The 23,812-nt window shown below is 57.4% G+C and carries 24 protein-coding genes; 15 read left to right on the top strand and 9 right to left on the bottom strand.

The window, feature by feature from the left end:
* Together ACOYNV_RS02850 and ACOYNV_RS02845 are read right to left on the bottom strand one after the other, a co-directional pair.
* The coding region (locus tag ACOYNV_RS02850; protein WP_422898225.1) for a response regulator at nt 1-948 on the bottom strand (948 nt) is incomplete at its 3' end.
* Between the two features lie 102 nt (nt 949-1,050).
* Nucleotides 1,051-1,206 (bottom strand): hypothetical protein, encoded by a 156-nt coding sequence (locus tag ACOYNV_RS02845; protein WP_422898224.1) that lies wholly within the window; start codon nt 1,204-1,206, stop codon nt 1,051-1,053.
* Between ACOYNV_RS02845 and mnmG the strand changes: the two genes are divergently transcribed.
* From mnmG to ACOYNV_RS02780, 13 genes are all read left to right on the top strand, one after another.
* The gene (mnmG, locus tag ACOYNV_RS02840; RefSeq protein ID WP_422898223.1) at nt 1,205-3,112 is read left to right on the top strand and encodes a tRNA uridine-5-carboxymethylaminomethyl(34) synthesis enzyme MnmG; all 1,908 of its coding nucleotides are present in this window, start codon (nt 1,205-1,207) and stop codon (nt 3,110-3,112) included. The two genes, ACOYNV_RS02845 and mnmG, sit on opposite strands and share 2 nt — an antisense overlap.
* Nucleotides 3,113-3,125: 13 nt before the next feature.
* Complete coding sequence (gene rsmG, locus ACOYNV_RS02835; RefSeq protein WP_422898222.1) at nt 3,126-3,773, top strand: 16S rRNA (guanine(527)-N(7))-methyltransferase RsmG; 648 nt, start codon at nt 3,126-3,128, stop codon at nt 3,771-3,773.
* 1 nt (nt 3,774) lies between these two features.
* Nucleotides 3,775-4,575 (top strand): ParA family protein, encoded by an 801-nt coding sequence (locus tag ACOYNV_RS02830; protein WP_422898221.1) that lies wholly within the window; start codon nt 3,775-3,777, stop codon nt 4,573-4,575.
* Nucleotides 4,572-5,420 (top strand): ParB/RepB/Spo0J family partition protein, encoded by an 849-nt coding sequence (locus ACOYNV_RS02825; RefSeq protein WP_422898220.1) that lies wholly within the window; start codon nt 4,572-4,574, stop codon nt 5,418-5,420. The genes ACOYNV_RS02830 and ACOYNV_RS02825 overlap by 4 nt, the downstream gene beginning before the upstream one ends.
* A gap of 155 nt (nt 5,421-5,575) precedes the next feature.
* Complete coding sequence (locus ACOYNV_RS02820) at nt 5,576-5,917, top strand: ATP synthase subunit I (RefSeq protein WP_422898219.1); 342 nt, start codon at nt 5,576-5,578, stop codon at nt 5,915-5,917.
* 2 nt (nt 5,918-5,919) lie between these two features.
* Nucleotides 5,920-6,789 carry a F0F1 ATP synthase subunit A gene (gene atpB / locus ACOYNV_RS02815; protein ID WP_422898218.1) on the top strand — a complete coding sequence of 290 codons (870 nt, stop codon included), beginning with the start codon at nt 5,920-5,922 and terminating at the stop codon, nt 6,787-6,789.
* Between the two features lie 58 nt (nt 6,790-6,847).
* The gene (gene atpE / locus ACOYNV_RS02810) at nt 6,848-7,096 is read left to right on the top strand and encodes a F0F1 ATP synthase subunit C (RefSeq protein ID WP_422898217.1); all 249 of its coding nucleotides are present in this window, start codon (nt 6,848-6,850) and stop codon (nt 7,094-7,096) included.
* Nucleotides 7,097-7,135: 39 nt separating this feature from the next.
* Nucleotides 7,136-7,606, top strand: a complete 471-nt coding sequence (locus ACOYNV_RS02805; RefSeq protein WP_422898216.1) for a F0F1 ATP synthase subunit B — start codon at nt 7,136-7,138, stop codon at nt 7,604-7,606.
* 5 nt (nt 7,607-7,611) lie between these two features.
* Nucleotides 7,612-8,148: a F0F1 ATP synthase subunit delta gene (locus tag ACOYNV_RS02800; protein ID WP_422898215.1), complete on the top strand. Its 537-nt coding sequence runs from the start codon at nt 7,612-7,614 to the stop codon at nt 8,146-8,148.
* A gap of 9 nt (nt 8,149-8,157) precedes the next feature.
* Nucleotides 8,158-9,696 (top strand): F0F1 ATP synthase subunit alpha, encoded by a 1,539-nt coding sequence (gene atpA / locus ACOYNV_RS02795; protein WP_422898214.1) that lies wholly within the window; start codon nt 8,158-8,160, stop codon nt 9,694-9,696.
* 22 nt (nt 9,697-9,718) lie between these two features.
* A complete protein-coding gene (gene atpG / locus ACOYNV_RS02790; RefSeq protein ID WP_422898213.1) occupies nt 9,719-10,585 on the top strand; it encodes a F0F1 ATP synthase subunit gamma in 867 nt (288 codons plus the stop codon).
* A gap of 36 nt (nt 10,586-10,621) precedes the next feature.
* Nucleotides 10,622-12,022, top strand: coding sequence for a F0F1 ATP synthase subunit beta (atpD, locus tag ACOYNV_RS02785; RefSeq protein ID WP_422898212.1), 1,401 nt, complete (start codon nt 10,622-10,624; stop codon nt 12,020-12,022).
* A gap of 75 nt (nt 12,023-12,097) precedes the next feature.
* Nucleotides 12,098-12,520, top strand: a complete 423-nt coding sequence (locus ACOYNV_RS02780) for a F0F1 ATP synthase subunit epsilon (RefSeq protein WP_422898211.1) — start codon at nt 12,098-12,100, stop codon at nt 12,518-12,520.
* Between the two features lie 237 nt (nt 12,521-12,757).
* Here the strand turns inward: ACOYNV_RS02780 and ACOYNV_RS02775 are convergent, their stop codons facing one another.
* The 4 genes from ACOYNV_RS02775 to ACOYNV_RS02760 are packed head-to-tail and all read right to left on the bottom strand — an operon-like array spanning nt 12,758 to nt 15,413.
* A complete protein-coding gene (locus tag ACOYNV_RS02775; RefSeq protein ID WP_422898210.1) occupies nt 12,758-13,327 on the bottom strand; it encodes a ubiquinone biosynthesis accessory factor UbiJ in 570 nt (189 codons plus the stop codon).
* Nucleotides 13,328-13,333: 6 nt separating this feature from the next.
* A complete protein-coding gene (locus ACOYNV_RS02770) occupies nt 13,334-14,194 on the bottom strand; it encodes a Tim44 domain-containing protein (RefSeq protein WP_422898209.1) in 861 nt (286 codons plus the stop codon).
* A gap of 11 nt (nt 14,195-14,205) precedes the next feature.
* The gene (gene ubiE, locus ACOYNV_RS02765; protein WP_422898208.1) at nt 14,206-14,952 is read right to left on the bottom strand and encodes a bifunctional demethylmenaquinone methyltransferase/2-methoxy-6-polyprenyl-1,4-benzoquinol methylase UbiE; all 747 of its coding nucleotides are present in this window, start codon (nt 14,950-14,952) and stop codon (nt 14,206-14,208) included.
* A gap of 32 nt (nt 14,953-14,984) precedes the next feature.
* A complete protein-coding gene (locus ACOYNV_RS02760) occupies nt 14,985-15,413 on the bottom strand; it encodes a gamma-butyrobetaine hydroxylase-like domain-containing protein (RefSeq protein WP_422898207.1) in 429 nt (142 codons plus the stop codon).
* A 245-nt stretch (nt 15,414-15,658) separates the two neighbouring features.
* Between ACOYNV_RS02760 and phoB the strand changes: the two genes are divergently transcribed.
* Together phoB and phoR are read left to right on the top strand one after the other, a co-directional pair.
* Nucleotides 15,659-16,351, top strand: coding sequence for a phosphate regulon transcriptional regulator PhoB (phoB, locus tag ACOYNV_RS02755; RefSeq protein ID WP_422898206.1), 693 nt, complete (start codon nt 15,659-15,661; stop codon nt 16,349-16,351).
* A gap of 34 nt (nt 16,352-16,385) precedes the next feature.
* Nucleotides 16,386-17,681: a phosphate regulon sensor histidine kinase PhoR gene (gene phoR, locus ACOYNV_RS02750; protein WP_422898205.1), complete on the top strand. Its 1,296-nt coding sequence runs from the start codon at nt 16,386-16,388 to the stop codon at nt 17,679-17,681.
* 11 nt (nt 17,682-17,692) lie between these two features.
* Here the strand turns inward: phoR and ACOYNV_RS02745 are convergent, their stop codons facing one another.
* The 3 genes from ACOYNV_RS02745 to ACOYNV_RS02735 all read right to left on the bottom strand — a co-directional run bounded on the left by ACOYNV_RS02745 (nt 17,693) and on the right by ACOYNV_RS02735 (nt 23,805).
* Nucleotides 17,693-19,294, bottom strand: a complete 1,602-nt coding sequence (locus tag ACOYNV_RS02745; protein ID WP_422898204.1) for a hypothetical protein — start codon at nt 19,292-19,294, stop codon at nt 17,693-17,695.
* Nucleotides 19,291-19,695, bottom strand: a complete 405-nt coding sequence (locus ACOYNV_RS02740; RefSeq protein WP_422898227.1) for an HIT family protein — start codon at nt 19,693-19,695, stop codon at nt 19,291-19,293. The genes ACOYNV_RS02745 and ACOYNV_RS02740 overlap by 4 nt, the downstream gene beginning before the upstream one ends.
* A gap of 225 nt (nt 19,696-19,920) precedes the next feature.
* Nucleotides 19,921-23,805, bottom strand: coding sequence for a DUF3683 domain-containing protein (locus ACOYNV_RS02735; protein WP_422898203.1), 3,885 nt, complete (start codon nt 23,803-23,805; stop codon nt 19,921-19,923).
* Nucleotides 23,806-23,812: the final 7 nt, after the last annotated feature.

The following is a 23,812-nucleotide window of genomic DNA, read 5'->3' as shown; positions in this document are numbered from 1 at the left end:
CGTATGGCCTTTGTCGAGCATGACCCGTGTCAGGTTGGTGTAGTCGTCGATGACCTTGAGCGACGATCCGCGATGCCTTTCGAGCACCTTGCCATAAGCACGTTCCGCCGCATCAAGATCGTCGTTGCGCACCGCGACATCGCCGACCATGCGTTGCCGTATCGAATTATTAGGCGAGATTTGAGTGGCCTTTAGCAGAACTTCCTGTGCTTCCACAAGTTTTCCCATTTCCTCACGCACACTGGCAACGAAATCGTAAGCCGAGAGATACTCGGGAAAGTCGTCGATCACCGACGCACCCAGCATTTCGGCGGCGGCCAGTTCATCCATGCCGCGCAGTGCGATGGCCAGACCCATGCGCGCCCAGGGCGCCATGGCGTGCTCCAGGACTTGCTGATAAACCGCCTGAGCCTCCTGATGGCGGCCAAGCGCGTTCAGAATTTCACCTTTGAAGCGCAGGGTGTCGTAAAGAAATTGTTCTTCCAGGCCGATCAGAGCATTGCAAGCCGCCAGTGCATCAACATGGGCGCCGTTATCCAGATGCGCAAAAACCCGCTCAAAAAACTGTTTCTTGTAGATTGCTCTGGCCAGACGGGCGTGAAGCTGATCGGCAGTGAAGGGCTTGATCAGATAATCGTCGGGTGCCAGTTCGGCTACGGAAACCACGTTCTGATAAGCACGTTCAGCGGTGATTACCATATACACGGTGGACAAGGAAATCAGGTGCTTCTGCCGCAGTTCTTCCAGCAGTTGCTGGCCATCGCGACCGTCGTCGAGCTGATAGTCGGAGAGGATGATGTCGAACGAATAAGCCTTCACCTGCAGCAGAACCTCGGCGGAAGTACCGGCGTTATGGACAGCGCTTATGCCGAGATTCGAAAGAATGATGCGCATCGATTTGCGCGCGCTGGGGTGCCGGTCAACCAGGAGCACCCGCATGCGTGCCATGTCTTTGCTCATCTTATGGAGCAAATCGGCGGTATTGCTTGGATCAGGTAGGCTCATGCAAGAAACTTACGCGACTGTTCGTCAGTGATCAAGCGGAAGTGATCAGCGGCAGCGTTTGCCGGAAATGATTTCAATGATGGTTAGCCAGGAAATGGCGTCCGTAGTGAGCAAGTCAGGAAGGCGAAACCTGTTATTTTTCAGCGAATTGGCGTAAAATCCGCATCCCTCAAGCGTTCCCGGAGCAGATAAGATTCCCATGCAGTTTCCTGACCGTTTCGACGTGATCGTGGTCGGTGGCGGCCACGCCGGCACCGAGGCCGCGCTGGCCAGCGCGCGCATGGGCGCGAAGACGCTGTTGCTCACGCACAACCTCGATACGCTGGGTGCCATGAGTTGCAACCCCTCGATCGGCGGGATCGGCAAGGGGCATCTGGTCAAGGAAGTCGACGCGCTTGGTGGTGTCATGGCCGCTGCCACCGACGAAGCAGGTATCCAGTTTCGCATCCTCAACTCAAGCAAGGGTCCGGCCGTACGGGCAACGCGTGCGCAGGCCGATCGCGTTCTCTACCGGCAGGCGATTCGCAGCCGGCTGGAGAATCAGCCGAACCTGACCCTGTTTGCCGAGGCCTGCGATGATCTGCTGGTCGAGGGCGATCGCGTGGTTGGCGCCGTCACCCAGCTTGGTGTGCGCTTTGCGGCGCGCTGCGTGGTATTGACCGCCGGAACCTTTCTCAATGGCCTGATCCATGTCGGACTATCGAATACCACCGGCGGACGCATGGGCGATATGCCCTCAGTCTCGCTGGCAATGCGCCTGCGTGAGTTGCAACTGCCCGCCGGACGCCTGAAAACGGGCACGCCACCACGTCTCGACGGCAAGAGCATCGACTTCTCGGTGATGGAGGAGCAGCACTCGGACGATCCGCTGCCGGTGTTTTCATTCCTGGGCAACGCCAACCAACACCCAAGGCAGTTGCCGTGCTGGGTCACCAGTACCAATGAGCGGACGCACGAACTCATCCGCGCCAACCTTGACCGCTCGCCGATGTACACCGGCGTGATCGAGGGCGTCGGGCCGCGTTATTGCCCGTCGATCGAGGACAAGATTCACCGTTTTGCCGGCAAGAACAGCCACCACGTCTTTCTTGAGCCGGAAGGGTTGGCGACGCACGAAATCTACCCGAACGGGATCTCGACGAGCCTGCCCTTCGACGTTCAACTGGCACTCGTGCGGACGATCCGGGGCCTGGAGAATTGCCATATCCTGCGTCCCGGCTACGCCATCGAATACGATTATTTCGACCCGTGCGGCCTGAAAGCCTCGCTCGAAACCAAGTCCATCCACGGCCTCTTTTTCGCCGGCCAGATCAACGGCACGACTGGCTATGAGGAAGCTGCCGCCCAGGGATTGCTGGCTGGCGCCAATGCAGCGCTGCAGGTACAGGGAAAGGAAGCGTGGACGCCGCGTCGCGACGAAGCCTATCTCGGCGTGCTGGTCGACGACCTGATCACGCGGGGAGTGTCCGAGCCCTACCGGATGTTCACCAGCCGCGCCGAGTTTCGACTTTCACTGCGCGAAGATAACGCCGATATACGCCTGACCGAGCATGGTCGCCGCCTGGGTCTGGTCGGAGAAGCCCGCTGGACGGCGTTCTGCACCAAGCGCGAGGCGATTGCCCGTGAGCAGGAACGGCTCAGGTCGACCTGGGTGCAGCCGTTCAAGGTGTCGATTGACGAGCAAACGCGCGTGCTGGGCAAGCCGATCGAGCGCGAATACACCTTGCACGATTTGTTGCGGCGCCCGGACGTGAGCTATGTCAGCCTGATGTCTTTGCAGGTCGGCGACGAATCCGTCGATGCCGGCCTTTCCGACACTCAGGTCATCGAGCAAATAGATATTCAGGCCAAATACCAGGGCTACATCGACCGTCAGGTCGACGAGGTGGCCAGGTATCTTTCCAATGAAGAGACGCGGCTACCGGAGGCTTTCGATTACGGCAAGATAGGCGGCTTGTCGACAGAGATTCAGCAAAAGCTGATCCGGCACAAGCCTGAAACCATCGGTCAGGCTTCGCGTATCCAGGGCATGACGCCGGCGGCGATCTCGATATTGCTGGTTCATCTGAAGCGAGGCGCACAGGCTGCGCCATGCAAGATCGCTTGAGGTGGGTGAATCCATGAGCCCCGCAGAGCAGATTGAGCAGGGGCTCGCCAGCTTGGCAATTGAACTGCCGTTGGTCGTCCAGGAAAAACTTCTCGCCTACCTGGCTCTGCTTTACAAGTGGAACAAAACCTACAGCCTGACGGCGCTGCGCGAACAGGACAAAGCCGTCAGCCACCACTTGCTCGATTCGCTGGCGCTGCTGCCTTTCATATCGTCCGGGAATTTGCTGGATGTTGGCAGCGGCGGCGGAATGCCCGGAATTCCCCTGGCGATTGCCCGCCCGGATTTGGACGTGACCTTGCTCGACAGCAATTCCAAGAAGGCTGCATTTCTGCAGCAGGCCGCAATTGAATTGATCTTGCCCAATATTTCCGTTCACTGTGGACGAGTCGAACAGTATCATCCGTCGCTTGGCTTTGCCGTGATTACGTCGCGTGCATTTTCCGGGCTGGCTGATTTCGTCAGCGTGTCACGACACTTGCTGGCGGCTGATGGGCGCTGGCTGGCAATGAAGGGGGTCTGGCCGCATGTTGAGATTGAACTCCTGCCGGCCGACGTACAACTCGATGCCGTACATCGCTTGCAGGTGCCGGGAGTGGAGGGCGAGCGTCATCTGGCTGTTTTGAGAAATGCCGCGGTAAAAAGTTCAGGGGAGAGTTGAGTTGGCAAAAATACTGGCAGTGACCAACCAGAAGGGCGGCGTCGGCAAAACGACGACAGCGGTCAACCTGTCGGCCTGTCTGGCCGTCCTCGGGCAGCGCGTGCTGATGATCGACCTCGACCCGCAAGGCAATGCAACCACCGGTTGCGGAGTCGTCAAACGCGTGGCGTTACCGACTGTCTACCAGATCCTGATCGGTCGCTCGACCCTGAGCGAAGCGCGCATCCGCACTGAATTCGGGTTTGACATTCTGCCCGCCAATCGCGAACTCGCCGGTGCCGAGGTCGAACTGATCGAGATGGGCGGTCGTGAGTACCGGCTGCGCGATGCGCTGGCTCCGGTCGTCGATGAATACGATTTCATCCTGCTGGACTGCCCGCCAGCACTCAATTTGCTGACCGTCAACGGTCTGGTGGCTGCCGAGGCGGTGATGATCCCGATGCAGTGCGAGTACTACGCGCTGGAGGGGCTGACTGATCTCGTGGCAACGCTCAAGAAGGTGCGCGCCAATCTTAATTCGAAACTCGAAATCGAGGGTTTGTTGCGCACCCTGTTCGATCCGCGTTCGACGCTGACGCAGCAGGTCTCCAGCGAACTGGTCGAGCATTTTGGCAACAAAGTCTATCGCACCATCATCCCGCGCAACGTGCGCCTGGCCGAGGCGCCGTCCTACGGCAAGCCGGTGATTGCTTTCGATCGGGTGTCGAAGGGCGCACAGGCTTATATGGCGCTGGCGCAGGAAATGCTGGAACGGCGCGCTACGGCTGAGTCTTCCGACGTCGCACAAGGAGCAGAGGCATGAAACTGAAAGGACTCGGTCGCGGACTCGATGCCCTGTTGGCCGGCAACGAAGCGCAGGGCAAGGAGCAGCAACGCTCACTGCCGGTCGGCAATCTGCAGCCGGGAAAATACCAGCCGCGCACCCGGATGGACAGCGCCGCGCTGGAAGAACTGGCCGCCTCGATTCGGGTGCAAGGCTTGATGCAGCCTATCCTGGTGCGTCCAATTGGTGAAAAATCGGGCGAAGACCGTTTCGAGATCATCGCTGGCGAGCGCCGCTGGCGTGCCGCGCAAATGGCTGGTCTGCACGAAGTGCCAGCATTGATACGCGAAATCCCGGATGAATCGGCGCTGGCCATGGCGCTGATCGAGAATATCCAGCGCGAAAATCTCAATCCGCTCGAAGAAGCCCAAGGCTTGCAACGGCTGATTGATGAATTTTCAATGACGCATCAACAGGCTGCCGATGCGGTGGGTCGCTCGCGGCCGGCGGCATCCAATCTCCTGCGCCTGCTGCAACTGGTGGCGCCGGTGCAGGAGTTGCTGATGCGTGGGGAGATAGACATGGGCCATGCCCGCGCCCTGCTGCCCTTGTCAGGCGCACTGCAGATTCAGCTCGCCCAGCGCGTGGTGCAGAAAGGCTTGTCGGTGCGTGATGCCGAGCGCCTGGCACAGCATGCCCTCAAACCTCCAAAAGAGGCGCAGGAAAAAAAGCCGGATCGTGACGTACTTCGCTTGCAGGAGGAGCTTTCGGATTTTCTCGGTGCGCAGGTAGAAATTCGCACCAACCAGAAGGGGGCCGGAAAAATCCAGATTGAATTTGGTGATCTCGATCAGCTTGAAGGCATTTTGCAGCGGATGCGATAGTCGTCTGGACTCCTTTCGAGTTATTTTTTGTTGTAATGCTAATGGTCAAGCGATATAATTCTTCCCGTCGTTAAAACCCTTTATTGCTGCTTTTTAAAGGATTGACGGCCAAGTAAATGACTTGCACCAGATCGCCATATTTTTGTAGTTTATAAATGTACAGAGCTATCTTCTTGCAGGTTGGAGCAACGATTATTGCTGCATTAGCAGCTGGGTTGTTCGCGGGGACACGGGGGGCGGTATCGGCAACACTGGGCGGGTTAGCGTGTACCCTGCCTAATTTTTTGTTTGCTACGCGCCTGAAGTTCGTGGCTAAACGCCCCGGGGCTTCATACCCAGCAAATTTCTTTCTTGGCGAATTCGTCAAGATTGCAGCAACAGTCGGACTACTGGTTTTTGTTGTGAAGGAATATACCGATCTGCACGCACTATCCATGCTGATCGGACTGGTGCTTGCTTTGCAAGCGGGTTTATTAGCTTTTTGGAAAAAGTCCTGATAATGGCTACTGGTCACGAAGCTGCAGCAAACGCACCCACCGCTGGCGAATATGTCGTCCACCACCTGACCCAGTTGAATACAACGGGCCATGCGCAAGCGTCGATCATCGATTTCAGCGTCATTAATCTCGATACGGTTTTCTTCTCGATCCTGATGGGCGTCCTCGGACTGTTTCTCATGTGGCGCGTCGCACGCAGTGTGACTTCCGGCGTTCCCGGGCGAGCCCAGGCAGCCCTCGAAATTCTGCTGGAAATGGTGAATAACCAGTCCAAAGCGATCATTCATAACAAGGAGTCGCGAAAGTTCGTTTCGCCGCTTGCCTTGACCGTCTTTGTCTGGGTTTTCCTGATGAATTCGATGGACTTTCTGCCCGTCGATTTGCTGCCCAAGATCTGGCAAGTCATCACCGGAAACCCCCACGCCTTTCTTCGTGTCGTACCCACCGCCGATCTGAATGGAACACTTGGCATGTCCGTTGGCGTGCTTGTTCTCTGCATCTGGTACAACATCAAGGTCAAGGGACTGGGCGGCTGGATTCATGAGTTATTCACCGCGCCGTTCGGCAACCACCCCTTGCTCTATGTGCCCAACTTCCTTATGCAGATGATCGAATTCATCTCCAAAACCGTTTCGCATGGCATGCGTCTGTTCGGCAACATGTATGCCGGCGAGTTGCTCTTCATGCTGATCGCCCTGATGGGTGCGGCCTATGGCGGTTCCACCGGCATGACCGGACCAGTGCTGTGGATTGGTCAGGTATTTGCCGGTTCATTATGGGCTGTATTTCACATACTGATTGTCCTGCTGCAGGCCTTCATCTTCATGATGCTGGCGCTGGTGTATATCGGCCAGGCACACGAAGGTCATTAGGTTCAAAGTTTGTTGTAGTTCTGATTGTTAACGAGTAATTAAATTTGAAGGAGTGGTCATGGAACTTGTTCTTGGTAATGTAGCGCTGGCCTGTGGTCTGATTATCGGTCTGGGCGCTATCGGGGCTTGTATCGGTATCGGCTTGATGGGTGGCAAGTACATTGAAGCCGCCTCGCGCCAGCCTGAGTTGATGAACGAACTGCAGACCAAGATGTTCCTGCTGGCTGGTCTGATTGACGCGGCGTTCCTGATTGGCGTTGGTATTGCCATGATGTTTGCCTTCGCCAATCCGTTCGTCATTAAATAAGCGGACTTCTCCCATCAACCTTTCAGAGGGAAGATAACCGTGAATCTGAACGCAACTCTGTTCGCCCAGCTCGCTGTGTTCTTCATTCTGGCGTGGTTCACGATGAAGTTCGTGTGGCCGCCCATCATGAAGGCGCTCGACGAACGTGCGACAAAGATCGCTGAAGGCCTCTCTGCCGCAGAACGTGGCCGGAATAGCCTTGATCTGGCATCCAAGCACTCGGCCGAAACCGTGCGCGAAGGCAAGGAAAAAGTGGCCGAGATTATTGCGCAAGCTGAAAAACGTGGTCAGCAGATCATCGAAGCTGCCAAGGTGCAGGCCAAGTCCGAAGCCGACAAGGTCGTTGCTGGTGCCAAGGCGGAAATTGAGCAGGAAGCTGCGCGCGTCAAGGAATCCCTGCGTGAACGTGTTGCCGAACTGGCCGTCGCTGGTGCCGAGAAGATTCTGCGCCGCGAAGTCGATGCCAAAGTGCACGCCAGCATGCTCGCTGCGATCAAACAGGATCTGTAACGCTCATGGCTGAATCTGTCACCATCGCTCGTCCCTATGCGCAGGCTGTGTTTCGTCTGGCGCGGGAAAGTAAGGCGCTGGCGGCCTGGTCAGATCGACTGCAGCGACTTGCGGCAATTGCGCAAGATGCAGAAATGACCAAGGTCGTTGGCAATCCGAAGTTTTCCGCCGGGCAGGTCGCGGATCTGTTTGTTTCTCTTTCCGGCGAAGCCGGCAACCAGGAGCTGAGTTCTTTCATTGGCATCCTGGCCGAGAACGAACGGCTCGACGTCCTGACGCAAATCCAGGAAATCTACGAGCAGCTCAAGAGCGCAGACGAGGGAGTCAAGGACGCTGTCGTTACCAGCGCCTTTCCTCTCGACGCTGCACAACTGAAAAATCTGATGAGCCAGCTTGAAACCCATTTTGGCAGCAAACTCCAGCCTCATGTCGAGGTGGATGCGGCGCTGATTGGTGGGATCAAAGTGGCGGTAGGTGACCAGGTCCTCGATGCTTCCGTTCGCGGCAAGCTTGAAGCAATGGCCACGGCGCTTAAGAACTAGGAGAAATTCATGCAATTGAATCCTTCCGAGATCAGTGAACTGATCAAGAGCAAGATTCAGAATCTGGACGTAGGCGCCGAAACCCGGACAACCGGTACGGTCGTCTCGGTGACTGACGGCATTTGCCGAGTGCACGGCCTGGCCGACGTGATGCAGGGCGAAATGCTCGAATTTCCGGGCGGTTCCTTCGGCATGGCGCTCAACCTTGAGCGCGACTCGGTCGGTGCCGTGGTCCTTGGTGAATACGAGCATATTACCGAAGGCGATACGGTCAAGACGACCGGACGCATCCTTGAAGTTCCGGTTGGTCCGGAACTGTTGGGTCGTGTGGTTAACTCGCTCGGTCATCCGATTGACGGCAAGGGTCCGATCAATGCCAAACTGACCGACAAGATCGAAAAAGTGGCACCAGGCGTCATCTGGCGCAAGTCGGTTTCGCAACCGGTGCAGACCGGTCTGAAGTCGATCGACGCGATGGTTCCGATCGGTCGCGGACAGCGTGAGCTGATCATTGGTGACCGTCAGACCGGCAAGACCGCGGTGGCGATCGATACCATCATCAATCAGAAGGGCAAGAATCTATTCTGTATTTACGTTGCGATCGGTCAGAAAGCCTCGACCGTCGCCAACGTGCTACGCAGGCTGGAAGAACACGGCGCGATGGAATACACCATCATCGTTGCTGCCACTGCCGCTGAATCGGCTGCATTGCAATATATTGCGCCTTACTCCGGGTGCACTATGGGCGAATACTTCCGCGACCGCGGGATGGACGCGCTGATCATTTATGACGATCTGACCAAGCAGGCCTGGGCCTACCGTCAAGTATCGCTGCTCCTGCGCCGTCCGCCAGGTCGCGAAGCCTACCCCGGCGACGTTTTCTACCTGCACTCCCGTCTGCTCGAGCGTGCGGCTCGTGTCTCGGAAGAATGGGTCGAGAAATTCACCAACGGTGAAGTCAAGGGCAAGACGGGTTCGCTGACCGCATTGCCGGTGATTGAAACGCAGGCTGGCGACGTTTCTGCTTTTGTCCCGACCAATGTTATTTCGATTACCGACGGTCAGATCTTCCTCGATACCGACCTTTTCAATTCCGGTGTCCGTCCAGCCATCGATGCCGGTATTTCGGTGTCGCGTGTGGGTGGTGCGGCGCAAACCAAGGTTATCAAGAAACTCGGCGGCGGTGTGCGTCTGGCGCTGGCCCAGTATCGCGAACTGGCCGCTTTTGCCCAGTTTGCTTCGGATCTGGACGAAGCAACGCGCAAGCAGCTTGATCGTGGCCGTCTGGTCACCGAATTGATGAAGCAGCCGCAATACTCACCACTGGCTGTTTCCGAAATGGCGATCACGCTGCATGCGGTCAACAAGGGCTTATTCGACGATGTTGAAGTGAAGAAGGCGCTTGATGTTGAGAAGCAGATGCAGAGCTTCGTCAAGGAGAAGTACGCCGCCCTCGTCAGCAAGATTGAAACGAGCAAAGAACTTGATGCTGAAGGTGAGCAATTGCTCACCAAGGCGATCGAGGAGTTCAAGGCCACTCTGGCCTGATCGATCAATCAAGGAGATTGCCATGGCGAGCGGCAAGGAAATCCGTAACAAGATCAAGAGCGTAGAAAGTACGCGCAAGATCACCAAGGCCATGGAGATGGTGGCCGCATCGAAAATGCGCAAGGCGCAGGATCGCATGCGTGCCGCCCGTCCTTATGGCGAAAAGATCAGGCGTGTAGCTGGAAACCTGTCCCATGCACTGACGGAATACAGTCATCCCTTCCTCATCACGCGCAAGGAAGTAAAAGCAGTTGGTTTGATCACCGTGACCTCCGACAAAGGATTGTGCGGTGGTCTGAATACCAATATTTTGCGGCTGGCACTGACCAGAATGAAGGAGTGGGACGCCGAAGGCAAAAAGCTCCAGGTGACCGCCATCGGCAACAAGGGCTTGGGCTTCATGATGCGTGCCGGGGCAAATGTTGTGTCGCAAGTCATTGCGCTCGGCGATACGCCGCATCTGGAAAAGCTGATCGGGCCGGCCAAGGTTCAGCTCGACGCCTATATGAACGGCGAAATTGACGTTGTCTATCTTGCCTATAACCGTTTCATCAACACGATGAAGCAGGAACCGGTCATTGAGCAGTTGCTGCCGCTATCCGGCGAACTGGTGGGGAGCAATAGCAGCAACCGCTGGGATTACCTCTACGAGCCTGATACCAAGGCGGTTATCGATGATCTGCTGTTGCGCTACGTTGAGGCGATGTTGTATCAGGCGGTTGCCGAGAACATGGCTTCCGAGCAGAGCGCACGGATGGTGGCCATGAAGTCCGCTTCGGATAACGCAAAAGACGTGATTGGCGAGCTCAAGCTGGTTTACAACAAGGCTCGCCAGGCAGCGATCACCAAAGAGCTTTCGGAAATTGTCAGCGGCGCAGCAGCTGTCTGACCACGCGAACTTAGTTTATTGATTGGGGATACGACGATGAGTCAAGGAAACATTGTTCAGTGTATCGGCGCCGTGGTGGACATCCAGTTCCCGCGCGATGCGATGCCCAGAATTTACGATGCACTGCTGCTCGACAAAGCCGAAGAGCACGGTAACTGCGAAGCGGATCTGACGTTTGAGGTTCAGCAGCAACTGGGCGACGGCGTGGTGCGCACGATTGCCATGGGTTCTTCCGATGGCTTGCGTCGCGGCATGAAGGTCAACAACACCGGAGCCGGTATTTCGGTTCCGGTAGGTAATGCGACGATTGGCCGCATCATGAACGTGCTCGGTCGGCCGATTGACGAAGCCGGTCCGATTGCCACTGAAGAGCGCCGCGCAATTCACCAGCTGGCACCTAAATTCGACGAACTGTCGCCGTCGGTTGATTTGCTTGAAACCGGCATCAAGGTGATCGACCTCGTTTGCCCGTTTGCCAAGGGCGGCAAGGTCGGCCTGTTCGGCGGCGCCGGGGTGGGCAAGACGGTCAACATGATGGAACTGATCAACAACATCGCCAAACAGCACGCCGGACTCTCGGTTTTTGCTGGAGTGGGCGAGCGTACCCGTGAGGGCAACGACTTTTACCACGAAATGAAGGACTCCAACGTTCTCGACAAGGTGGCGATGGTGTTCGGCCAGATGAACGAGCCGCCCGGTAACCGTCTGCGCGTCGCGCTGACCGGCCTGACCATGGCCGAGCGTTTCCGTGACGATGGCCGCGACATCCTGTTCTTCGTCGATAACATCTACCGTTACACGCTGGCCGGTACGGAAGTTTCCGCACTGCTCGGCCGGATGCCTTCGGCCGTGGGCTATCAGCCGACGCTGGCTGAAGAAATGGGCCGTCTGCAAGAGCGCATCACCTCGACCAAGGTTGGCTCGATCACCTCGATTCAGGCCGTCTATGTGCCTGCCGATGACTTGACCGATCCGTCACCGGCAACCACCTTCCTGCACCTTGACTCGACTGTCGTGCTGTCGCGTGACATCGCCTCGCTGGGTATCTACCCGGCCGTCGATCCGCTCGATTCGACCTCGCGCCAGCTTGACCCGCAGGTGGTTGGTGAAGAACACTACAACGTCGCCCGTGCGGTTCAGATGACGCTGCAAAAGTACAAGGAATTGCGCGACATTATCGCCATTCTGGGTATGGATGAACTGTCGCCGGAAGACAAGCTGTCGGTGTATCGCGCGCGCAAAATCCAGCGCTTCCTGTCGCAGCCCTTCCACGTAGCAGAAGTGTTCACCGGTTCGCCAGGCAAGTATGTCACCCTCAAGGACACCATCAAGGGCTTCAAGATGATCTGTGAAGGCGAGTGCGACAGCCTGCCGGAACAGGCCTTCTACATGGTCGGCAGTATTGAGGAAGCATTCGAGAAGGCCAAAACCCTTTAAGTTCAATCCATCGCGCATCGTGGGAGTCGTGTCCGTTCCGCAAATGTGACACGACCCACGCAAGGGAAATAAACCATGCCACTCAGAGTTCATGTTGATGTTGTCAGTGCCGAGGAGTTGATTTTCTCAGGCGAGACAGAGTTCGCGGTATTTCCGGGAGAAGCCGGCGAGTTGGGCATCTACCCGCGCCATACACCGCTGTTGACCCGAATCAAGCCAGGGACTGTTCGTCTGAAGATTCCTGATCACGACGAGTATGAACTCGTCTATGTGTCGGGTGGCATTCTTGAAGTGCAACCGACCCTGATAACCCTGCTCGCCGACACGGCGATTCGGGCGCACGACCTTGACGAGGCAAAGTCGATTGAAGCCAAGCGTCGTGCAGAAGAAACACTTAAGAACCACGATTCGGACGTCAGCTATGCTTCAGCCGAGGCCGAACTGGCGCAGGCTGTAGCCCAATTGCAGGCGATCAAGAAAATGCGCAAACATCATTGATCCTTTGGTTTGCTGGAATTCAGAAGGCAGGCGGCAACGCCTGTCTTTTTTCATGATCGGCCCAGGAGGCTTATAGAATGGGCGTCTTCAGCCAGCATGCCGTGAGAGCCAATAACCATGCGGGTTCCATGGCATGTTGCTGGTGAACCGCCTATTGACGGGTGTTGCAGAAGCGGTGTCCGGAACAAGGCGATGATCTCCAGGGCCGCCGAGGGCGGCTTTCATGTTTTCAGGCGATCAGCTTTCGAGTGACCACACTCGTTTTTCGAGCCGGGCCATCTCTTCCTGCAGGCTTCCGATGTCTTTGCAGAAGTTTGAAACCTCTTGATGGCGGGCAATGGCCTGGCTTTCCTCGGTGAAATATTCGGCCAGATTCAGGGCCAGATTTCTTGCCAGTTGCTGATGCCAGATGGCGATTTGCTTGCCGCCTGCAACCAGGCGGCGCGCGGCGATGTCGCCCATCAGTTGTGAAAGATCATTCTCCACATCCCAGCGCAAATTGCGGAAAACGAAGCCGAGGTTCTCAGCCAGTTCGGCTGAGCCACTGATGCGCGCTGCGGTGAATATGGAGAGGCGATCAGTCAGCGCGCGCATCGGCGTATCCGCTGGAAGCGTTATGGTGACGGTAGCGGGTACGTTCTTGTCGCACAGAATGAAGAGCCCATCGGAGGTGATTTCAAGCGCCAGGCTCAGCGCGCTCAATTCAAGTCGCGCTGTTTGCCCAGCAGAAACCTTGAGGCGTTTGAGCGCCCACTCTTCACCTTCCAGAAGATGATTGAGTAAGCCGAGCGCTGCGTTGATCAGCATCAAAACTTAGCTGAGTTGCTGGATTCCGGAAATGACCCAGCCCTGGTTGCCCTCAATTGGCTTGCTCAGATTCCAGACTTCATCGAATGGCGCGGCTGCCGCACCGGCTACTTCGCGAATCATGCCGCTGAAGTGCACGCTGGCAACATGGCGGTTGGCCTCAGTGCTTACTTCGAGGAGTTGCGCATTCAAGGTCACGATATCGGTTTGTTGCTGGGCGTTGCCGCGTTCGTCGATCTGCATCCTGATCTCGGCAAACATCTCGGGAGCGACGAATTCGCGAATGTCGTCGAGGTTTCGGGCGTCGTTGGCGGCCTGCAGGCGAACGAAATTGAGTTTGGCAATACGCAGGAAACCCTCGCTGTCAAAGCCATCGGGAACGCGAGCAGTCACGGGTGCGTTGGCAGGCAAGGTCGATCCGTACTGGGCAGCGGCAGCTTGGGGTGCCAGGGGCGAATCGCCAGCACCGGCATACTGCATTGGATCGGCGGGTTGTGCCGCAGGAGCATTGCGGCGGAACAACAGTTTGAAAACAAAAAATGCCGCCATGGCCAGCAAGGCGATCATCAAAATGTTGCCCATGCCTTCACCCATGCCGAAGTGCGACATCAGGGCGGCAATGCCGAGGCCGGCAGCAAGTCCCGCAAGCGGCCCCATCCAGTTACGCTTGGGCGCTGCAGCAGGTGCGCCAACCGGCGTGGCCGGTGCGCCGGGTGCGGCCTGCTGGGCTGGCGCTGCCGGTTTGGGTGCCACCGACTGGCGTTGCATGCCGAACGATTTGCCACCGCCCAGTCGAGCGGCTTCGGCGTCGCCAACGCTCAGGCCAAGCGCCAGAAAGATCGTAAAAACAGCGATCAATGTTTTCATGAGTTTCTCCATCAGAATTTGAAGCCCCGATGCAGGGCGACAACACCCAGCGTCAGATTGAAGTATTCGACTTTCTCAAGACCTGCTTGTTCCATCATCCCTTTCAGTGTTTCCTGATCCGGGTGAACGCGAATCGACTCAGCAAGGTATCGATAACTTGACTCGTCCTTGGTGATGATTTCGCCAATGCGGGGAATGACCTTGAACGAGTAGAAGTCGTAGATCGGCGCCAGCGGTTTCCAGACCTGCGAGAATTCCAGCACCAGCAATCGCCCGCCAGGACGCAGCACGCGGTGCATTTCGGCCAGAGCAGCGTCCTTGTGCGTCATGTTGCGCAGGCCAAAAGCCACGCTGACGCAATCAAAGTAGTCATCCGGGAATGGCAGTTTCTCGGCATCGCATTGCGCTACCGGAATGAGGAATCCTTTATCGCAGAGGCGATCACGGCCATTGGTCAGCATGGCGTTGTTGATGTCGGTCAACCAGACTTCGCCGTTCTTCCCGACCTTGCGCGCAAAAGCCAGTGCCAGGTCACCGGTGCCGCCGGCGACGTCGAGCACGCGCGAGCCTTCGCGAACACCGCTGCGGGCGATGGTAAAGGATTTCCAAAGCCGATGCATGCCGCCGGACATGAGGTCATTCATCAGGTCGTAGCGCTGGGCGACGGAGTCGAAAACTTCGGCAACGCGCCGGGCTTTTTCTGCCTCGGCGACTTGCTCGAAGCCGAAATGGGTTTTGTTATTGGTATTGATGGTCATGTCGCATGGCAAATGGGGAGAGTTGGCTAAAATCAATGCTTGCTGCCACACGATGGCGGCGGCTTGACGGCGGGAGCCGGGCAGTCAGCCAAGTCACGACTGCCACCTTCGGCTGCAAGTTTGTCGAGATAGGCTTGCCACAACTCATCGCGATGGACGCAAAGGTTGTGCAGGACATCCCACGAATAGAGTCCGCTATCATGCCCATCGGAAAACACCGGCTTGATCGCATAATTGCCGACCGGTTCGATGCTGACAATATCCACATCACGTTTGCCGATCTGCAGTTTCTCTTGACCCGGCCCGTGGCCGCGCGCTTCGGCAGAAGGCGTAAAGACGCGCAGGAACTCGTAAGTCAGTTCAAAGCGCTCACCGTTCTCGAAAGCCAGTTCGAGAATACGGGATTTCTGGTGCAGTTTGATCTCGGTCGGAATCGGCGAATCGGGGTTAAGGCCTGCCATGACAACCTTCGTATGTAAGCGAACGCGCTATGATAGCGCAAAGTCGGTGCTGAGAAGTCAGGGAAGCTGGGCGGCAAAGGTGATTGAATTCAGCACTCCCGGAACCCTGGGCAGTGACGTAATGAGGAAGTGTAGCGTCGCAATGAATGCCTTGAGCGTCGCAGTGCCCAAAGGGTTGTCTGTCATCAATTTGTAATCATGCCTTAATAAAATAAGCGAATTAGATTACCGGGAGTATCGTTTCCATGCCTGCCACAATCCTTGTCGTTGAAGACGAACCGTCGATTCAGGAACTGATTGCCGCCAGTCTGCAGCATGCCGGGCACCGGGTGTTGCGTGCAGACACTGCGGAAGATGCGGCGCTCCTGGTTGACGAAACCCTGCCCGATGTGGTTTTACTCGACTGGATGTTGCCCGGCATGAGCGGCATTCAATACGCCCGCCGTTTACGCAGTGCCGAGCGCACTCGCGACCTGCCGATCATCATGTTGACGGCACGCAGCGAAGAGCATGACAAGGTTGCCGGCCTTGATGCCGGGGCCGACGATTACCTGACCAAACCCTTTTCCCCGCGCGAATTGTTGGCCCGGATCAAGGCGGTGTTGCGCCGGAGAGCGCCGCAAATGACCGAGGATTGCGTGGAAGTCGAAGGATTGCGGGTTGATCCGGTAACTCACCGCGTCTCCGGCAATAGCCAGGCGCTTGACCTTGGGCCGACCGAATTTCGCCTGCTGCATTTCTTCATGACGCATGCCGAGCGCGTTCATAGTCGCGCCCAGTTGCTCGACCAGGTATGGGGTGATCACATCTTTGTCGAGGAGCGGACGGTCGATGTTCATATTCGCCGCTTACGCGCATCGCTTGAACTGACCAGGCATGATCGGCTGATCCAGACGGTGCGCGGTAGCGGTTACCGTTTCTCGGCGCTGCCCGAATGAGGTATTGCGGAGCAGTTAAGGATCGGGTGCCGGCATGATCCTGGCCCGCACGCTGTGGCTGCTGTTGGCCTTTGCATGCCTCGTCTTCGGGCCGGTCGTTTTTTTCTATGGGCTCAGTTGGGGACTGGCAGCAGTGATCGTTTGTCTGCTACTCATGTTGTGCTGGCACCTGCTTCATCTTCGACAATTGATGGGCTGGCTGGAAGGTCCGCTCGACAATCCTTTGCCCAGGGGGCGCGGTGTCTGGGAAATTGCCTTTGCCGGACTGCATCGCAGGGTTCGTGTGCGTCTGGATCAGCAGCAGTCGCTTTCAGAAACCCTCAAGCGCTTCATGCGTGCTTTCGAGGCGCTGCCGGACGGTGTGATCGCCTATGATCGCCATCGCCACATCGACTGGATCAACGAGCGCGCGGAAACACACTTCGCCCTGTCGGCGGCCACTGATCGCGGGCAGGCGTTGACCAACCTGATTCGCCATCCGGACTTCGTCAGCTATCTCGATAGCGGGAGCTACGTTGAGCCACTGATTTATCGTGGTGGGCGCGTCGATGGCATGACCCTGATGTTGCAGATCATTCCCTACGGCAACGACCAGAACCTTCTGGTTTCGCGTGACATCAGCCAGATCGAGCGTACGGAAACCATGCGTCGCGATTTTATCGCCAATGTTTCTCATGAACTGAAGACGCCGCTGACGGTAGTCGCCGGGTTCTCGGAGATGCTCTCCGACGACTACGAGGCCTACGGTGAAGCCGAGATCAAGCATTATCTGGCACTTATTTGCGAGCAGAACGCACGCATGAAGCGCCTGATCGAGGATCTGCTGACCCTGTCAGCGCTGGAATCCGGTGGCCTGGCGCAAAACGAGGAGCGTGTTGAAATGGCGCCGACGTTGAACAGCATTCTCGCCGAAGTCCGGGCACTTTCAGCGGGTCGGCACCAGATCACCTTGACGGTAGAGACGCCATCGGTGCTAGGCGGCTGTGCCAACGAGTTGCGCAGTGCTTTCAGCAACCTGGCGGGAAACGCCGTGCGCTATACCCCGCCGGGCGGCAGGATCGATCTGATCTGGCGCGAGTATCAGGGATTCGGCGAGTTTGTCGTGGCCGATAGCGGAATCGGCATCGCCGCACAGCATCTGCCACGCCTGACCGAGCGGTTCTACCGGGTCGATCGGAGTCGCTCGCGCGAAACCGGCGGTACCGGTCTCGGATTAGCCATCGTCAAGCACGTTCTGACGCGCCATCATGCGACGCTGGAGATTGAAAGCGAGCCAGGCAAAGGCAGCCGCTTTACCGCACGCTTTCCAGGGCGCTGTTTTCGTGATTGAGCCTGTTGGACTCAGCAGACAGCAAAGCTGACCCGTTCGTAGTCCGGTCCGTTGTCAAGCACATGCAGAAGTTTGACTTGCCAGGTGCCGTCGGTAAATAGCTCGATTATGCGCCCGGGCTGGAACCAGCCTTGAGGCAGAACCAGTGACTGCTCGGCTTCAACCGAAGGTACCGCCGGCATCAGGAATGCCCGATGGTATTTACCGGCTTGTTCGCCAACTTGATCGAGTGATCGTGCAGCGGTTGCTTCCGGCATGCCAGGCAGGGCTTTGATTCCAGCAATCAGACCACCACCCTTCTCCTGCATGAGCCAGGTGGTTTGCGCCAGCAGAAAACGCTCACCATCATGCGGGCACAGAGCGAGCAATTGGCCATGCAACATCTTCTTGCCGGAGGTGCTGCGCATGAGACGGAAGCCATTGGCCGACTGGTTGACGACTTCCCAAGTGTCAAAGCAGTAGGCGAGTTGCTCCTGATGTACCTGCAGCACCTGCATTGGGTTTTCCTGGTGTCGGAAGGCGAACAGGCTGTCAAACTCCCTCCGCGAGTAGGTGCGGACGTTCTCCGGCTGCTCGAACTCTTTGCCGGAGATGTAATAGTGCATTTCCTCAAAACCCGTGCATAGCTTGGTGATTCCGGATGTTGCATGGCGCCGGAATTTTCTCGGTGCCCGCGCCTGAGACCAGGGACGGGAAAGATGCTCGAGTAGCCGGTTGCATTGGCCGGCCGTACAGCCATCGCCCAACGCAAGTTGTGATGGCGGAATTTTTTGCCTTAACTGTTGCCTGGTCTGGCTGATCTGCATGGCCAGCCGGGAGGTGTCAAGCCGCCGCAGATATTCGGTTTGCAGGCAATCGGCGACAGGGCGCAGGGCAATGTCCTGCATCAGATCGACGACGAACTGGGGTAGCGCCTCCCCCGGTTCTGCCTTGTGCAGGCTGGCAAGCGGTGACCAGTAGATGGCCCAGCGTCTGACCAGTACCTGTTCACGAACCGAGAGACTGTAACAGCCAGCCATATCGCAAAGCAGGAAGCCGATGTAGGCGGCAGTGCAATGTGTGCTGCGACCCAGCGATTCAAGGGCATCGGGAATGGCCAGGGTGGCGACGCCCCACTCTTCGGCGCTACCGAAGTAACCATGCAGGTCAAGCCACAAGCCCCATTGATATTCGCGGCGCGCACGCTGGTGCTCGACGATGGCCATGCCGGTGTGATGGATACAGCGATGCAGGATCATTGCCACCCGCTGGACGTGGGCGAAGTCATCGTTTTCCGGTGAGTCCTTCTCGGCGCAATGCGCATAGGCCCTTGCTGTTTTCAGCCAGAGTGATACGACTTGCTGGAATATTTTCTCTTCCAGATCAGCCAGTGGAAGGGCTTTGTTCAGGTAACGCTTGGCAAGTTCTTCTGCAATAAAGGCGATAGGAAGACGGGCGTGTTCAAGCAAGCGGAAATAGATCTCCCCATCGGGCGGCGCCGCCAGCAGGCTATCGAGAAAGCGGTTGATGTCGATTTCAGCTTGCCGCGGATTGGCCAGAGAAATGCGGGAAACTATCTCGCAGCCGGTCTGCAGGTCGCGAATCGAAAAGGTGAAGGGTGACGACGCATTCATGGGGAGCACTTGGTTGGTGTTGTTGTTGTCGGTTTCCCGAGCCGGGCGGCCAACTCGTGCTTTAGCCGGATGGCATCGATCAAAGCGGGCATCGAGGTCTCGGTCCTTTGCGCCAAACCCCATATCGGATTCGGGAAACAGCGATCATCGTGCCAGCGCGGGATGATGTGCCAGTGAACGTGCGGGGTCATGTTGCCAAGGCTGGCGAGATTGATTTTGTCCGGGTTGATCACGCGGCGCACGGTGGCCTCGACCGCAAAGACCACGCGCATCAACTCGCGCTGTTCGTCTTCATCCAGATCGGTCATTTCAGTCGCGTGCCGATTCAGGATGACCCGACAGAAACCGGGATAGTACGGATCGTCAATAATTACTACGCGACACAGCGCGCTTTCCCAGATCGGATCACCACCAATTGAATTGCACAGTTCGCAGGTGCTTAAGGACTCGGCGATGATTTTTTAGCTCCAGGCAGAAATGACCAAAGGCAGCAATGAATTAACAATACCCTGTTCAGTGTATTTTTCTTCGGTGTCGGATTCAAGGAAATACTTCACGTAATCAGGGTTTTGGTAATTGAAAAAGATAGTCGGACGGGTCGGGCTGCTACCTGATTCAGGGCATTGCTAAAGCAGAACGCGCTCAATACCGCCGTTGTGGGCTTTTTCTACGTATTTTTCCATCCAGTTCTCGCCGAGCAAGTGTCTGGCCATTTCGACGACGATGTAGTCGGCCTGCGTTCCGCCATCGTCGTTGTAACGCGACAAGCCTTGCAGGCAGGAGGGGCACGACGTGAGTATCTTTACCTCGCGATTGAATCCATCGGCGCGCAACTTGTCGGCGCCTTTTTCGATTTCTTCCTGCTTGCGGAAGCGAACCTGGGTTGATACGTCGGGGCGCGTCACGGCCAAGGTTCCTGATTCGCCGCAGCAGCGGTCGGAGAGATTGACCGGTTGTCCCATCAGTGCGTTGGCAACCTTGATGCCCGACATGGTCTTCATCGGCGCATGGCAGGGTTCGTGGTACATGTAGCGGGTTCCGCGCAGTTCGTCTTCGCCTTCGAGTTTGATGCCCTTTTCCAGCAGGTATTCGTGGATGTCGAGCAGGCGGCAACCGGGGAATATCTTCCCGAACTGGTACTTCTGAAGCTGATCCATGCAGGTGCCGCAGGATACGATCACCGTATTGATGTCGAGATAGTTCAACGTATTGGCGACGCGGTGAAAGAGCACCCGGTTGTCGGTGGTGATTTTTTGCCCCTGGTCCGCCTCGCCGGCGGCGATTTGCGGGTAGCCGCAGCATAGGTAACCAGGCGGCAGCACGGTTTGCGTACCGATTTCGTAAAGCATCGCCTGTGTTGCCAGGCCGACCTGCGAAAAGAGGCGCTCCGAGCCACAGCCAGGGAAATAAAACACGGCATCGCCCGCGTAATCGGCCGAGTTTACCTTCTGCGGGTCGCGGATGACCGGGACGACTTTTTCATCCTCGATGTCGAGCAGAGCACGCGATGTACGCTTGGGCAGACCGCCAGGCATCGGTTTGTTGATGAAATGGATGATCTGCGAGCGGATGCCAGGTTGGCCGAGTGTGGCTGGCGGCTGCCTGGTCTGCTGTTGTATCAGGCCGAAAAATCTGGCCGTCTTGTGCGCCAGACGCTGCCCGGCGTAGCCCCAGTCGATCATCAGCTTGCGCACCAGGCGAATCGTTGCCGGGTCCTTCATGGTCAGGAAGGCCATTGCCGCCGCCTTGGCCGGAACAAATTTCTTCTTGCCCTGCTCACGCAGGAAGTTGCGCATGCGGATGGTCACGTCGCCAAAATCAATATCGACCGGGCAAGGACTAACGCACTTGTGGCAGATCGTGCAATGGTCGGCAACGTCGTTGAATTCATCAAAGTGCATCAGTGAAATGCCACGCCGGGTCTGCTCTTCGTAGAGAAAAGCCTCGATCAGCAGCGAGGTGGCAAGGATCTTGTTGCGCGGTGAATAAAGCAGGTTGGCGCGTGGCACGTGGGTTGAACAGACCGGCTTGCACTTGCCGCAACGCAGGCAGTCCTTGACCATCGTCGAAATGTCGCCGATCACCGATTGCTCCATGATCAGCGATTCGGCGCCAAGCAGCGAGAATGAAGGCGTGTAGGCCTTGGCCAGATCACCGCCAGGCAGCAGTTTGCCCTTGTTGAAGCGGCCTTCCGGGTCGACCCTGGCCTTGTAATCCCGGAAAGGCTGGATCTCCGCTTCACTGAGGAACTCCAGCTTGGTGATGCCGATACCGTGCTCGCCGGAAATGACGCCGTCGAGAGAACGTGCCAGCCCCATGATGCGCGTAACCGCCGCGATGGCGGTTTGCAGCATTGCGTAATTGTCCGAATTGACCGGGATGTTGGTGTGCACGTTGCCGTCGCCGGCGTGCATGTGCAGGGCAACAAAAACGCGGCCGCGCAGGGTTTCCTGGTGAATGGCTTCGATACGTTCGAGTATCGGGCGGAAAACGTTGCCGTCGAAAATAGCTTCGAGTTGTGGCTTCAACTCGGATTTCCACGAAACGCGCAGCGAGTAGTCCTGCAGGCGGTGGAAGAGGGCCGGATTGTCGGCTTTGTTGGAGAGCAAACCGGCTTCGACGCCGAGCGGGGCGAATTGCGCTTCAGCCTGCCCGAGCGGCAGATCGAGATGGTCAAGCAGCCACTGCCAGCGTGTGCGTACGGCAGCAACGGCTTCCTGCGCCGCATGGCGATGGTCGCCAATCAACAGGGCGTTGTCGAGGTTGGCGTCACCACGATGCAGCGGCAGGGTGCCGGCCAGGAATTCAGCAAGGTTGTCGCACAGCGCCAGTTTGTTCTGTATCGACAACTCGATATTGATGCGCTCGATCCCGTCGCAGTAGTCGCCCATGCGTGGCAGCGGGATCACCACGTCTTCATTAAGCTTGAAGGCGTTGGTATGGCGTGAAATGGCCGCCGTGCGCGAACGGTCGAGCCAGAATTTCCGGCGCGTGTCGGCATCGACAGCGATAAACCCTTCGGCCGAGCGCAGATTGCACAGGCGCACGACTTCCGAGGCGGCGGTCATGACGGCCTTTTCATCGTGGCCGACGATGTCGCCGATCAAGACCATTTTCGGACGGCCCGAAGTTTCCCCTTTTCGTTTGGCCTTGGTCGCATAGCCAACGGCGCGGACGTAACGTTCGTCCAGATGTTCCAGTCCGGCCAGCAGAACACCGGCCAGATAGCCCGCGCCACCGGGTTTGAAATAATCGGTGATTTCAACGATGGCCGGCACGGCTTCGCGTACCTGTCCGAAGAATTCGAGGCAGACAGTGCGCGTGTGCGGCGGCATCTTGTGCAGCACCCAGCGTGCGGCAACGATCAGGCCGTCGGTACCTTCCTTCTGGATAGCCGGCAGGCCGGAAAGAAACTTGTCGGTGACATCCTTGCCAAGTCCCTCCTTGCGGAAACTCCGGCCGGGAATCTCAAGAATTTCAGGTTCCCCGAATGGCGATGTGCCGTCCTGGCGGAAACGCCGGATTTCAAAGCGCGCGACATCCTGTTCGTGAATCTTGCCCAGGTTGTGATTTATCCGCGTCACTTCCATGAAGTGGCCGCCCGGATCAACCATTTTCCACCAGGCCAGATTATCGAGCGCTGTACCCCATAGCACGGCCTTCTTGCCGCCGGCGTTCATGGCGATGTTGCCGCCGATACATGAGGCTTCGGCCGAGGTCGGGTCAACGGCAAACACCCGGTCGGCGGCTGCGGCGGCTTCGGAAACACGCGCCGTGACTACGCCGGCACCGGTGCGGATGGTGGCGCAAGCTTGTGTGCAGCCGGGCAACAACATTTCCTCGACCGGGCCGATATCGATCAGCTTCTCGGTATTGATGACCACCGAGAGCGGGGTCAGCGGGACGGCACTGCCGGTATAGCCGGTGCCGCCGCCACGCGGGATGATGGTCATGCCAAGCTCGATGCAGCCGCGCACCAGGGGGGCCATTTCCTCTTCAGTGTCGGGGTAGAGAACGACAAAGGGGTATTCAACGCGCCAGTCGGTGGCGTCGGTAACGTGCGAGACGCGGGCCAGGCCGTCGAAGGCGATGTTGTCCCGGCGGGTATGGCGGATCAGTGTTTTCAGCACCCGCTTGCGCAAGGCGGCAGTATTGTCGAAATGACGCTCAAAGGCATTGACCGCCGTTTGCGCCGCTTCATAAAGGCCGAGAACCTTGTCGTTGCCTTGCCGCCGCTTGTCGATCTCGTTCAAACGGTGGCGTAGTGCTTGCACCAGTGCCTCGCGTCGCTGCCGGTTGGCGAGCAGATCGTCTTCCAGATAAGGGTTGCGCTGAACGACCCAGATGTCGCCCAGAACCTCATAAAGCATACGGGCCGAGCGCCCGGTGACGCGCTCACTGCGCAACTGGTCGAGGATGGCCCAGTTCTCCGCACCCAGCAGGCGAATGACGATTTCGCGGTCGGAGAAGGAAGTGTAGTTGTACGGGATTTCGCGCAGGCGTGCGTTCATGGCAATT

It is taken from the genome of Propionivibrio sp. (genome assembly GCF_049316945.1).
In the GTDB taxonomy this organism is placed as follows: Bacteria; Pseudomonadota; Gammaproteobacteria; order Burkholderiales; family Rhodocyclaceae; genus Propionivibrio.
The sequence above is the reverse complement of the archived record's forward strand: the minus strand, read 5'-3'. Positions and strand labels throughout refer to the sequence as shown.